The 12631-nt window shown below is 67.9% G+C and carries 10 protein-coding genes; 2 read left to right on the top strand and 8 right to left on the bottom strand.

Annotated features, from left to right (window positions below; translation table 11 throughout):
* Window positions 1-53 precede the first annotated feature (53 nt).
* A complete protein-coding gene (locus OG203_RS23660) occupies window positions 54-1235 on the bottom strand; it encodes a neutral zinc metallopeptidase (RefSeq protein WP_405159465.1) in 1182 nt (393 codons plus the stop codon).
* Window positions 1236-1311: 76 nt separating this feature from the next.
* On the opposite strand from OG203_RS23660, the gene OG203_RS23655 reads away from it, so the two are divergent.
* Window positions 1312-2943, top strand: a complete 1632-nt coding sequence (locus tag OG203_RS23655) for a DUF2207 family protein (protein WP_405159464.1) — start codon at window positions 1312-1314, stop codon at window positions 2941-2943.
* A 146-nt stretch (window positions 2944-3089) separates the two neighbouring features.
* Here the strand turns inward: OG203_RS23655 and OG203_RS23650 are convergent, their stop codons facing one another.
* Window positions 3090-3476: a MerR family transcriptional regulator gene (locus tag OG203_RS23650; protein WP_405159463.1), complete on the bottom strand. Its 387-nt coding sequence runs from the start codon at window positions 3474-3476 to the stop codon at window positions 3090-3092.
* Between the two features lie 67 nt (window positions 3477-3543).
* Here OG203_RS23650 and OG203_RS23645 point away from each other — a divergent pair, with 67 nt between their 5' ends.
* Window positions 3544-4314 (top strand): amidohydrolase family protein, encoded by a 771-nt coding sequence (locus OG203_RS23645; RefSeq protein WP_405159462.1) that lies wholly within the window; start codon window positions 3544-3546, stop codon window positions 4312-4314.
* A 100-nt stretch (window positions 4315-4414) separates the two neighbouring features.
* Here the strand turns inward: OG203_RS23645 and OG203_RS23640 are convergent, their stop codons facing one another.
* The 6 genes from OG203_RS23640 to OG203_RS23615 all read right to left on the bottom strand — a co-directional run bounded on the left by OG203_RS23640 (window position 4415) and on the right by OG203_RS23615 (window position 12262).
* Window positions 4415-5704: an ROK family protein gene (locus OG203_RS23640; protein WP_405159461.1), complete on the bottom strand. Its 1290-nt coding sequence runs from the start codon at window positions 5702-5704 to the stop codon at window positions 4415-4417.
* Window positions 5705-6114: 410 nt separating this feature from the next.
* Window positions 6115-6819, bottom strand: a complete 705-nt coding sequence (locus tag OG203_RS23635; protein ID WP_405159460.1) for a hypothetical protein — start codon at window positions 6817-6819, stop codon at window positions 6115-6117.
* 118 nt (window positions 6820-6937) lie between these two features.
* Window positions 6938-7567: a TetR/AcrR family transcriptional regulator gene (locus OG203_RS23630; RefSeq protein WP_405159459.1), complete on the bottom strand. Its 630-nt coding sequence runs from the start codon at window positions 7565-7567 to the stop codon at window positions 6938-6940.
* A gap of 44 nt (window positions 7568-7611) precedes the next feature.
* Window positions 7612-9894 carry an MMPL family transporter gene (locus OG203_RS23625; protein ID WP_405159458.1) on the bottom strand — a complete coding sequence of 761 codons (2283 nt, stop codon included), beginning with the start codon at window positions 9892-9894 and terminating at the stop codon, window positions 7612-7614.
* A gap of 86 nt (window positions 9895-9980) precedes the next feature.
* A complete protein-coding gene (locus tag OG203_RS23620; RefSeq protein ID WP_405159457.1) occupies window positions 9981-11303 on the bottom strand; it encodes an ammonium transporter in 1323 nt (440 codons plus the stop codon).
* Between the two features lie 134 nt (window positions 11304-11437).
* Complete coding sequence (locus OG203_RS23615; RefSeq protein ID WP_405159456.1) at window positions 11438-12262, bottom strand: hypothetical protein; 825 nt, start codon at window positions 12260-12262, stop codon at window positions 11438-11440.
* Between the last annotated feature and the right edge of the window lie 369 nt (window positions 12263-12631).

The following is a 12631-nucleotide window of genomic DNA, read 5'->3' as shown; positions in this document are numbered from 1 at the left end:
TTCGACGTCTGATTGACCGATGGGTGAACAGTGGCGCAACAATGCGACGCCGACTAGCTCACGGCGGTGGCTGACGCGGTGAACGTATTGCACTGGGCGGCACGGTTTTTATCCAAACCTCGCTCGAACCATTGGCCGCCGTTGTCGGCGGTGCCGTGGTCGCGCATGTCGCCCGCTTGGTCGCCGCGCCCGTAGGCGTCTTTGCGGGCGAGGGTGATCTGGGAGTTGGTGAGTGAGCCAGCGCCGGAGGACGAGTTGAGGTACATACCGTCGAAGCAGTTGGCCTGCAACTCGACTCGGCGGGAGAGCTCGAGACCGCGGGTCGTGCGCGGGCCCGCGTCGGCGCGGTCGCTGTTGGCTTTGCGCAGGATGCCGGACATGGCTTGCACGTGGTGGCCGTATTCGTGGGCGAAGACGGACAGGTAGACGATCCAGTTGTCCTTGAAGAAGTCGGTCTGCAGCTGGCTGATCGGCATGTAGATGGTCTTGTTCGCCGGGCAGTAGAACGCGGCGAAGTTGCTGGTGGAGCCGGTGCACGGGGTGGTTATGCCGGTGGTGGTCGCGCTGACGTTGAGCGCGGGCGCGGTGAACGGCAGGTTCTGCTTCTGCAGTACGGGTTTCCAGGCCGCCTCGAGGCAGCCCGCGGCGCTCTCGAAGAACTTGCGCGCCGCGTCCACCTGGGTGCCCCACGGGGAGTACGCGCAGCGTGACGGGATGAGCGTCGTGCTCGGGTCGGCCAGCAGCGGGTTGGCGCCGGTCTCGGCCGGGCCCATCGCACCGTCGGGGGCGAAGGTGAGGCTCGGCGCGGGGCCGGACGGACTGCTGTCGTGCGTGCCGGTCGATATCGCGTTGCGCACCAGGCCACCCGCGACCAGGAACACCACGACGACCAGTACGACGATCCACCCGCCGCCACGGCCGGACCTGCGCCGCGGCTGATGCGGCGGACGTCCCGGCGGACCGTAGGGCATCGGCGGCGGCGCGCGATGTCCCGGCGGCGGACCATAGCCAGGCTGCGAATAGCCAGGTGGCGGACCATATCCCGGTGGGTAACCCGGCTGCTGCCCGTATCCCGGCTGCTGCCCATACCCGGGCTGCTGTCCGTATCCGGGTGGCGGCCCATAGCCCGGCGGCGGTCCGTATCCGGGCGCGGCAGGCTGCCCGTACCCAGGCGGGGGCGGAACCGGTCGCCCACCAGGCGGAACCGGTCCGTATCCGTACGGTGGTTGTGTCACGCCCCCGTACCCCCTCGTCTCAATGATCACCGACAGCCGATGACGCAGAATAGCAAGCTGTCTAAAGTAGGCAGCCATGCTGACTTTTCGGGGGGGCGCCGTAGGCGCGCTGCTGCTCGCCACCGTGGGATTGCTCGCGACCGCCCCGATCGCCCACACCCAGCCCGCCCCGAGCGGTGTCACCATCATCGCCGATCTGAAGCTCAGCCGCGAGGGCGTGCTCGAGGTGGTCGAACAGGTCGACGTGCCGGCGGACGGTTCCTTCCGGATGTCGCTGCCGTTGCGACTGAAGGTGAGCGACGACGTCGAGCGCTACTTCAAGGTCACCGATGTGGACACCAAGGGGGCCGGTACCGCGACGGTGGCGAACGATCAATTCACCATCGAGGCGAAACCAGGCGAGTCGACGTTCACCTATTCGGTGCACAACCTCGTCAACGACGCACCGGGCAGCCAGGTGTTCAACTGGCTCGGCGTGATGGGCACCGATATCGCGTCGATCAGCGCCACCTTGATCAGCCCGAGTTTCGAAATGGGCATCGTCGACTGCAAACTCGGTCCGCCCGGCAACACCAGGCCGTGCGCCGACGTGAAGACCGAGGTCGACGGTGTGCTGCATCTCGAGCAGACCGATCTGAAGAAGGGCGAGGCCATCGACCTCACCCTGCAACTGCCGCCGGGCAGTGTGCCGAGCAACGCCGATGTGCGCGACACCAGCGCGTCCGGACCGTTCGCGATCACCACACCGGTGCTCATCGCGTTCGGCGTGCTGCTGCTCGCGCTGACCGGTCTTGCCGCCTTCGTGTTGCGCGCGCGGCGCGAAAACGCCGCTGCCGGAACCGGATCGGAGACGCTCGATCCGCTGGTGCGTGACGGTGAGCGGGTGCAGTTCACGTCGCCGGACGGGGTACTGCCCGGCGAGGCGGGCCTGCTGCTCGACGAGCACGTCGACCCGGTCGACATCGCCGCAACGGTGGTGGATCTCGCGGTCCGCCGCTACCTCTGGGTCACGCCGCTCGGCGAGACCGACTGGCGGATCACCCGGGTCAACGCGCCCGACGACCAATTGCGTGACTACGAGAAGTCCGTCTATCGCGCGCTGCTACCCGACGGCACCGATGCCGTCACCATCACCGAACTGCGCGCGCCGGGACGGGTCGACTCCGGACCGGTGCGCACCGCCCTCGTCGCCGACGCGGTCACCCGCGGCACCTTCAGCAATCGCCGTCGCCCCGGTTTGCCGCTCTGGCTCGGTGCCGCGTTGATCGTCGCCGGTGTCGTCGCGACGATCGCGCTCGCCCTCACCTCGGGTCACGCACTGGTCGGCGTCGCGATCGCGCTGGCCGGTGTCGCCACCGTGCTGCTGCCGAAGTACCTGCCCGTCCGGACCACGCACGGCCTCGCATTGACCGGCCAGATTCGCGCACTGCAGCGCGGCCTGGAATCGACACGGCGCGAACAGGTTCCGCCGATCGATCAGGAGACCGTCTTCTCCCGCGCGCTGCCGTTCATGGTGATCGGCGGCCGCGCCGACAACTGGATCCGCGCCTTCCGCGACCTGAACCCCTCCGCCGACTCCCAACCTGGCCTCTACTGGTTCGGCGGTTTCGACCGCGACCGCAACCTGCAACGCTTCGCAGGCCACTTCCCGTTCTTCATCACGGCCCTCGAAGGTCTGTTCGCCACCGCGGGTGACCCACACCGCTAGCTCACCCGACTTGACGCACGGTGCGCGCTCTTGACGCAGGCCACACGTCTGGTTCGTACGTCAGGTCCTTGGGCCTGGCGATTCGATCCGATGGCGGCACTTGGTATTTCGACGGCAGCTGCCGGCACTCCGCATGGCGGTGAATGTCATTGCGGCGCAGCGTGATCAGCGGAGCGCCCATGCGCTGACTGCTCGGTGTTCACGATGGTACGCCGGAGCAGGTCGCGTGCGGTGGCTAATTCGGCTGCGCGACGGTCTAATTCGGCCAGGCGATCCTGGAGTGCGGGCAGGACTTGCGGGCAGGCGCGTAACGTGCCGTTCTCGCCGGTGCATGGCAGTAGCTGGCCGATGACGCGGGTGGGGAGGCCGACGGCGAGCAGGGCGCGGATTTGGGTGACGCGTTGCTCGGCGTCGGTGTCGTATTCACGGTAACCGTTGCTGCGGCGTTCGGGCGTGAGCAGGCCGACGCGCTCGTAGTAGCGCAGCAGGCGCTCGCTGATGCCGGTGCGGTCCGCCAGTTCACCGATCAGCATGATTTGACCTTCCCATGGTGTCAGGGATCAACACTCGGCGGCGTAACCCGATTCCTGAGGAGAACCGTTGATCATCGACGCACACAGCCACGTACACGACCCGGTCGAGCAGCACATCGCACTGCTCGACGAGGCAGGTGTGGACAAGTCCGTGCTCTTCATGTCCCGGCCGCATCCGGAACGGGCCCAGGATCTGGCCGCACTGCGGCAGGAGATGGACCTGCTGCACCGGGCGCTCGCCGGAGGTGGTGCCGCCGGTCGCGAAATCGCTTGGCGTGAACTGGATGCGGCGCTCACCGCGTACCCGGACCGATTCATCGGCTTCGGCTCGGTGCCGCTCGACGCACCCGATGTCGGCGCGCTCATCGAACGCGACGTGGTCGGCCGGGGACTGCGCGGTATCGGTGAGCTGACGCCACCGCCCGACCAGGCGGCACGGCTGGAGCCGGTCCTGCGTGCCGCCACCGACCACGAGGGGCTCCCCGTGGTCGTGCATGGCGCCGCACCCACCACCGCCGCCGATCTGCGCACTCTGGCCGATCTGGCACGGCGCTATCCGCGGGTGCCGCTGGTGGTGTCGCAGCTCGGCGGAGCGCACTGGATGGACGCCATCGAGCTGGTCCGCGATACACCCAACATGTATCTCGAACTGTCCACCGCCAGCATCGTTTTCGCCGTCCGCCTAGCCATTGCCGAGATCCCCGAGCGCACATTGTTCGGCTCGGACGCGCCCTATGGCGACCCGGTCATTGCCCGCCTGACCGTCGAACGCGCCACCCGCTCGTCACAGGTGCGCGAACTTGTCCTCGGTGGCACCGCTCAGCGACTGCTGAGTTGATACCGCGGCAACGCCGGAGTCGAGTGATGGCGAAAGCGCCTGTGCCACAACTCGACTCCGGTCGCGCCGGGGGTTGCGGTCGGATCGAACGACGAAACGTTCAGTCGGCCAGGTTCGTCCGGCGGATAGCGGCGAGCGGGTCCGCGTAGAGCACGCTCAGCGAGGTGACCACCGCCGCGAATTCCTGGACCTTGCCGCCGAATCCGCTGATCCGGATGTCGGTGGGCGGCAGCGTGGAACCCTGGTTGAAGGCGCGGGCCACGTGCGTGACGGCGGGGCGGTAGCCGGTGAAGGCCTGGCCGCCGAGGATCACCCGGTCGGGGTTGAGCATGTCGCGGACCATGGCCACGGTGTGGCCGAGGATGGTCGCGCGCTCGGCGAGCAGTTCACGGGCCGGTTCCGAGCCGGACTCGGCCGCGCGGTACAGGTCGAGGATGGTCGAGCCCGCGGTTCCATTGTGCGCCGGGATGATTCCGCGTCCGACCGCCCGCGAGTGCAGCGAACGGTCGCCGACGGTCGCCTCGAGGCAACCGCGCCTGCCGCAGGCGCATTCGACGTCCGAGCCGGTCGGCAGGTGCGCGATCGAGCCGGGTCCGTTGCTCGGCGTGTGCACGCGACCGTCTAAAGTCACCGCGACACCGGCGGTTTCGCGGACGTAGAAGTACAGGCTGCTGCCGCGTTCCGGACCGGCGACGCGGCCGTTGGCCGCATCACGCGATTCGATGGTCGGCAGCAACAACTCCGAGGCCGCCATCGCCTCGACGTGCGGCGCCACCGAAACGGGCAGCTCGAGCACCTCGCCGAGCACGGCGCCGATCTGCGCGCCCTGCCATTCCAGCTTGGGATGGTCGACGACGCCGGTCAGCGGGTCGACCCGGCCGCCGATGGCGACACCGGCCCAGAGCGGCTTGCGCCGATGCCAGCGCTGCAGGAACGCCTTGGCGCTGCGCGCGACGGTGGTGGTGGCGAACTCCTGGCCGGTCTGCGGGGTGGCGATGGCAAGGCCGCCGAGGATGCGGCCGCGCAGGTCGGCCGCGACGATCTTGGTGACCGCGGCGCCGATGTGGATGCCGAGGGTCAGGTACGCCTCGTGGTCGATCTCGAAGGGCACCCGAGGTCGGCCGACCGCACCCGACGCCGTCAGGTCGGGCCGCTCGCGCAGCAGGCCGGCGGCGAGCAGCGCGGACACCTGACGGTTGACCGTCGCGATGCTCAAACCCGTTGAGCGCGCGGCATTGTCGCGCGATACGGGACCACCGGTCGCGGAGCGCAGGACCGCGGCCGCCGGGTTGTCGGCGATGCGCAGTTCCGGGGCGACCACGGGACGCTGGACGCGGACGCGACCGCTGGCAACCCTGGTGACGGATCGTTCAAGGGTAGGAAGGGACATGGTGAAGATTCCTTGCCGAGGTCCCGCGACTGGCGGGACGTGCCTACATGGGCGACTAGGCAGCAAACGAGCCGAAAGAACAGCTCAGCTGCAGCAAGGGCGACAACACAGTTCGCGAGTCAGCGGCAACCGCAAACCGAGCGCAGCGGTCACATAGGTGACCCGCAGTGCGTTCGAGCGGCCAGCAGACATGTAAATGAAATTAACACCGGTGACCGCAACTCACCAAGCCTCAACCCGCCGCTGTGTTCTCGCACACACCGTTTCCCCAGGTCATGGCTCGAGCGTGCGGGGACATACGCCGCCGTCAGTCCACACCGGACCCCCAACGCAGGCTCGCCGCGCAGCAAAAGGCCCCGCCCAGTCAGGAGTGCTGGGCGGGGCCATTCGGCGGCGACAGCCGCTGCGGCTTACTTCGCCGGGACGAACGGCTGATTGATCGTGGTGAAGTACTGGATGGCCGCGCCGATCGCGACCGGTGCGGTCACGAAGATCTGGCCGGCGACGGTACCGAGCGCGCCGACGGCGATGATGCCGCCGAGGCAGCCGATCGCGGCCGCGGGGATGAACGGGCCGAACAGGCCGACGATGGTGGCCGAGGCGGCGGTGGCGCCGAGGATGCCGCCGAGCACGCAGCCGACGGCCGCGCCGCCGAGCCCGCCGACCAGCGTGCCGATGGTCGCGCCCGCGCTGATCGTGCTGGTCAACCGGTTCCAGGCGGCCTGCTCACGGTCGTACTCTGACTTCCACGGCGCCTTGTCCTCGAACGGCAGCGCGACCGGCTTGTAGGTGGCGTGCGCCAGGTCGACCTGCGGGGTCAGCGTCGCGGTGCGCTCGGAAATCTGCGCGGCGATCGGGTATTCGAAGTCGTCGATCCGCAGCTTCAACGGTGTCGCGGCGACGACGGTGCCGTCCGCGGCCTTGATCTTGAAGGCATCGTCCTCGACCACGAGCGACCCGGAATCGGTCGAGATGATCGATGACGTGTCGGTGGCGTGCGCGGTGTAGTTGACCGGGCCCTCGTTGGTCGGCGGTGCGGCGGCGGAAGTGCCAGCGACGACTCCGGTCGCCGTGGTCACCAGCGCCGCGACCACGGCAAGCTTCCTGATCCTCATGTACTTGCAATCCCTCATCTAGATGGTCCTGTCGAGGCAAAGCATCGAGGAGAAAGCCCAGGATAACGAGGAAAAAACGCAGGCAGATTCCAATGCGAGACGCCGCGTGCGACGCCGGTCAGAGTCTGCGGCGCAACTCGCTCAGCCAGTCGGCGACCGCATCCGGGGCCGGGTCATCGCCGATCATGTCCACCACCACATGGCCGACACACGCGGCGAGTAGCACCCGCCGCGCGGCCGCCTCGGTATCGCCCCACGGGATGAACGGCTTGGCGATCAACAGCGACCCGATACCGTGCGCGGCCGCCCACAGGTCGAGCACGACCGGCAGCGGGTCGCCAGGCCGGATCACCCCGGCGTCCATGCATTCCTGAACAGTCCGCGAGAACTGCTGGAACGCACCGCTGCCGAGCACCTGATCCACCGCGCCGCCGGACACCGTCGGGGTGGTCGCCAGCCGATACTGCTCGGGGTGCTCCCTGGCGAACCGGACGTAGGCCAGCCCCTGCTGATACAGCCGCGTGATCGGGGAGACGGTCGGATCGGTGACGGCGAGTATCGCGGCGTCCAGGTCCTCGAAGACCTGCGCGACCACGGCCTCGATGAGCTCGTCCTTATCGGCGAAGTGCCGGTAGATCGAGGGCGCGCTGACCCCGACCCGCTTGCTGATCTCCCGGATCGATACCGCGTCGGCGTGACCGGTATGGGCCAGTAATTCCCGTGCGGCGTCGAGGATTTCGGTGCGCAACTGAGCACCGGTGCCGCGGGCCGACCGCGACCTGCCCGCACCGATCATGCGCGCCCGGCCAGCACGCGATCGGCGGGCTCGGGATCGGCGTCCTCGCGCAACCCGATACGGGCATGCAGGCGGGCCAGCGGCGCGGGCGCCCACCAGTTCCAGGTGCCCATCAGCTTCATCAGGGCCGGCGCGAGCATGGTGCGGATGAGGGTGGCGTCGGCGAGCACGGTCAGCGTGAGGCCAAGGCCCATCAGCTGGATGAACGACACCTTCGAGCTGATCATCGCGCCCATCACGATGGCCATGAGAAGCGCTGCCGCGGTGAAGATCCGGCCGGTCTTGGCGACACCGACGGCGACGGCGTGCACGTTGTCCTTGGCGGTGCGCACGACGACGCCATCGACCACTCGACCGGAGGCGAGCCATTCCTCGCGGATACGGGAGAGCAGGAACACCTCGTAGTCCATCGACATGCCGAAGGCGAGGCAGAACATCAGGATCGGCATGGTCGGCGTCATGTAACCGACCGGGGTGAAGCCGAACAGGCCGGACAGGTGCCCGTCCTGGAAGATCCAGACCATCGCGCCGAACGCGGCCGCCAGCGAAAGTGTATTGAGCACAATGGCTTTCAGCGGCAGTATCAGGCTGCCGGTGAACAGAAACAGGACGACGAAGGTGGCGAGCGCGATGAGCGCGATGGCCAGCGGTAGCCGCTTGCCGAGCGAGTCGAGGGCATCGGCATTGACCGCCGCGCCTCCGCCGAAGAGGGCCGGCCCGGGGGCGGGCACGGCGCGCAGCTCGCGCAGCTGCGCCTCGCCAGCCGGGGAGAACGGGTCGACCTGCGTCGCGACATTGATGTATTCGCCGGTGCTATTCGCCATTCCGGCAGGGCCGTTGGCGACTCGCCCGCCCTTGATGAAGACACCGGCGCTGGACAGTACCGCCGAAACGCCGTTCGCCTTGGACAATCCCTTGGCGTAGTCGCCGATCGGCCCTTGGCCGCCGTGGTATCCGTCCAGCACGACGGTGGTGTTGTTGCCCGCGTTGGCCGCGGGGAATTCGGCCCGCAGCACATCGCCGACCTGGCGGGTGGCGGCGGAAGTCGGCAGTACCCGATCGTCGGGATAGCCGAATTTCACTGAGAGGAAAGGCGATCCGAGCGCGAGGAACAGCGCGACGAGCAACACCGCGACCGGGATGGAATGCCGCGTCACCCAGGTCACCATCCGATACCACCGGCTCCGCTCCGGCGCCAGCGGCGTCATCGGATCCGGCGCTGCGCGACCGAACAAGCGGCGCAACGGAACTCGGATGTCGAGCGCGTTCACCCGGTGCCCGAGCAACACCAGTGCGGCGGGCAGGATCAGGATCGCCGCCGCGGCCGCCGCGACGACCACCGCGACACCGGCGTAGGCGAACGACCGCAGGAAGTAGATGTCGAAGATGCTCAGCACGGCCAGCGAAAGGGCAACGGTCAGTGCAGAATACAACACTGTGCGGCCCGCGGTCTGCACGGCGCGAATGGTCGCGGCCACCGGCTGCAGGCCGTTCGCGAGCTCCTCGCGATATCGGCTGACGATGAACAGGCTGTAGTCGATCGCCAGCGCGAGTCCCATCGCGGTGGTCATGTTCAGCGCGTAGATGGACACGTCGGTGATCAGCGTGAACATCCGCAGGATCGCGAGCGTGGCGAGGATGGCGAAGATGCCGACCGTCAGCGGCAGCGCGGCGGCGATCAGGCTGCCGAACACCAGCACAAGCACGATCAGCGATACCGGTATCGCGACGCCCTCCGCGACGGCGAGGTCGTGCGTGATCTGCTTGTTCACATCGTGGAAGACGGCGGCGGTGCCGCTCTGTCGGACCGTGATGCCGTCGGTGGTTCCGGCGAGCTGTTCGGTGAGCTCGCCCGCGGTCTCCTGGGACTGCGTGTCGTCGCCGGTCAGATAGGCGAAGACCAGCGCTTGCTTGCCGCTGGTGCTGCGCAGTGCGGACGCCACCGCGGGCGGGGCGGTCCAGTACGACTGCACGCCCTTGACGTCGGCGCGGGCGCGCAGCGTGTCCGTCAGGTGCAGGCCGACGGCGCGGGTGGCCGGTGCGTCGGCACCCGCGTCCGCGTCGACCAGCAACACATAGTTCGGCGCGGCACCGTCGAAGTTGTCCGCGAGCAGCCGCGCGACCTGAGACGACTCGGCGTCGGGCGAGGTGAATCCGGCGGATTTCAAATGCGACGCCGCCGTCGCGCCGAACGCCCCGCAGAGGATCGCGAGCACGGCCGTGGCGAGCAGGATGGCCCGTGGGTATCGGGTGACGACCTGTGCGATCCGAGTCAGCACGCGCGGCTCCCTTGCTCGACGCAGTATGTTAACGCCGTTAGCGTAACGCCGTTAACCCTGCGCCGATAGAGGGAGCCGTCGCGCGATCAGTGATCCCGGTCACCTATCCCGCCCTGGCCGAAATGCCCTTGGCCCTGGCCGAAGTGTCCCTCGCCGAACCGTCGAGGGGCGTGGCCGTGCACGCCTTCGGCGTACGCCGTCTCGGCATGCAGCGCGAAGTCGATGCCCGCCCGCTCGTCCTCCTGGCTCACCCGGAAGCCGATGGTGCGATCGATCAGCTTGCCGAGCACGAAGGTCACCACGAAGGCGAACGCCGCGACCACGAGCACGCCGACCAGCTGCTTGCCGAGCTGCGCGAGCCCGCCGCCGAAGAACAGCCCTTCGACGCCGCCGGTCATCACCTGAGTGGCGAGCAGGCCGATCAGCACCGTGCCGACGATGCCGCCGACGAAGTGCACGCCGACCACGTCGAGCGAATCGTCATAGCCCGCCTTGAATTTCCAGCCGACCGCGAACGAACACACCACACCGGCGGTGAGCCCGACGATCAGCGCGCCGAGCGTGTTCACCGAACCGCAGGACGGCGTGATCGCGACAAGACCGGCCACCACGCCGGACGCCGCACCGAAGGTGGTCGGCCTGCCGTCGCGGATCTGCTCGACCGCGAGCCAGCCGAGCATGCCGAGGCAGCCCGCCACCAGTGTGTTCAGAAAGACCGCCGCCGCAACGCCATTCGCCGACAGCGCCGAACCCGCGTTGAAGCCGAACCAGCCGAACCACAGCAGGCCGGCACCCAACAGCACGAAGGGCAGGTTGTGCGGGCGCATCGCGTCGGTCTTGAAACCGATGCGCGGGCCGAGCACCAGCGCGAGCGCGAGTGCCGAAGCGCCGGAGGCGATCTCGACGACAAGGCCGCCCGCGTAGTCGAGCACGCCGAACGAGCCGAGCCAGCCGTCCGGACCCCACACCCAGTGCGCGATCGGGGCGTAGACCGCCAGTGCCCACACCGGCACGAAGATCATCCACGCTGCGAATTTCGCGCGGTCCGCGATGGCGCCGCTGACCAGTGCGGCGGTCAGGATCGCGAAGGTCAGCTGGAAGGTGGCGAACAGCAGTTCGGGCACCGAGCCGTGCAGGGTGGTCGGGTCGATATCGGCCATGGCGAGGTGATCGAGATTGCCGATCAGGCCGCCGCCCGCGTCGTCGCTGAAGGCAAGGGTGTAGCCGAACAGCAGCCAGGCGACGGTCACCAGCGGGATCGCGATGAAGTTCATCATCAGCATGTTGAGCACGCCGGTCGAGCGCACCATCCCGCCGTAGAACAGCGCGAGCGCCGGTGTCATCAGCAGCACGAGGGCGGTGCTGATGAGCAGCCAGGCGGTGGCCGCGGGATCCAGGGAACTGGACACGGAGAGCTCCTTCCACGCGAGATGCGTTGCAAGGAAATTACCGAATGCTCACCGCCGGATTTGCGCTGGTCTACGAGTCGCGCGCAAGTTCGGACATGGGATGTTTGTTGATCGAGGCTGTCGGGGCGTGCGTGTCAGGCGCGGGACTTGCGGGCTATCGCGCGCTGACCGCGCTTGCCTGGAACGGGCAGGTCGTCCTGGATGGTGACCCATTCGGCGGTGGTCAGCCACAGTTCCTGGACGCGGGCGTCGGCGGTGTTGTGGAAGATCCGGCGGCCGCGATCGTCGCGCAGTTCCTGGGCGACGGTTGACCAGCGCGGGGCGCGCTCGTGTTCGGTCAGGTAGTCGCCGAGGTAGGCGGCCACCGCGGTGCCGATCGTGTTGACCGGGCGCAGCGAGACCCGATTGCCGTACTGATCGGCGTGGAAACGCCTGCCCGCGCAGAGCGATCCGGCATTGGCGTTGGAGGCGATCCAGCCTGCCCGTTGCGCCCGCTCGATCAGCCAGAGGTGTTTCACCGCCGACGGGGCGATATCGCCGATGCGCGTCCGGATCAGTGACATGACCTGTTCGGAGGACAGCACATCGCGGCGGGTCGGACCGATGCCGTGCGCGGTCCAGTGGGCGTCGGCGAGGGTGGCGAGCGCGCGGCCGAAGTCGTCGATGCTGCGCTGGGCGCGGCGGCCGAGGCGTTCGATGCGCTCGGCCTCGCGGCGCATCTCGTTCTGCGCGGTGAGGGTGCGGATCGCGGCCATGGTTGGCACCTGGCCGCGTTCTAGCAGCTCGAGGATGGCGGTGGAGGTTGCGGGATCGGCCGCGGCGGCTACCGGGAGCGAGTCGCGTTTGATCGCGAAGTCCTGCGGGCTGATCGCGCGGCTCAGCAGGTCGACCGCGGAGCGGTCACCGGCGAAGTCTGTGCTGGAAAGCAACGCGGCGGCGATGTCATCAGGCGATTGCACGGTGAGAAGTTCCTCCGATGGATGTGGAACTCGGTTGCGCTGGAACTTTGGCGGTGCGCGGTGGGAACTTTGGTTGTGCCCCGGTCGGGATGAGGGACCGGCCGGGGCAACCAACCTGATGAAGGTTTGGCTACCGAAGTTGCCGATTGCCACGGTAGCCAGCCGATTGCGTCGGTGTCACCCTCGTTGACACTTTCGTTATCTCCACAAACCTGCGGTAAATCGGGGCGTGAGTACATATTTTTCGGTCTACAAGGGGGAATTGGGCGGTAATTTCCCGTGTTCGACCGGTGCTTCGTCAGCGATAGCTCACGCGTTGCCACTGTTCTTATCGGTGAGTGGGGGTTAAGAAGGGCTGTGGAATCTTGT

The sequence above is a fragment of the Nocardia sp. NBC_01499 genome, assembly GCF_045040275.1.
Taxonomy (GTDB): Bacteria; Actinomycetota; Actinomycetes; order Mycobacteriales; family Mycobacteriaceae; genus Nocardia.
The sequence above is the reverse complement of the archived record's forward strand: the minus strand, read 5'-3'. Positions and strand labels throughout refer to the sequence as shown.

Bases quoted from the DNA above. Each gene is read 5' to 3' on its own strand.
- OG203_RS23655 (WP_405159464.1), top strand. From the start codon at position 1,312: ATGCTGACTTTTCGGGGGGGCGCCGTAGGCGCGCTGCTGCTCGCCACC.
- OG203_RS23640 (WP_405159461.1), bottom strand. From the start codon at position 5,704: ATGTCCCTTCCTACCCTTGAACGATCCGTCACCAGGGTTGCCAGCGGT.
- OG203_RS23650 (WP_405159463.1), bottom strand. From the start codon at position 3,476: ATGCTGATCGGTGAACTGGCGGACCGCACCGGCATCAGCGAGCGCCTG.
- OG203_RS23635 (WP_405159460.1), bottom strand. From the start codon at position 6,819: ATGAGGATCAGGAAGCTTGCCGTGGTCGCGGCGCTGGTGACCACGGCG.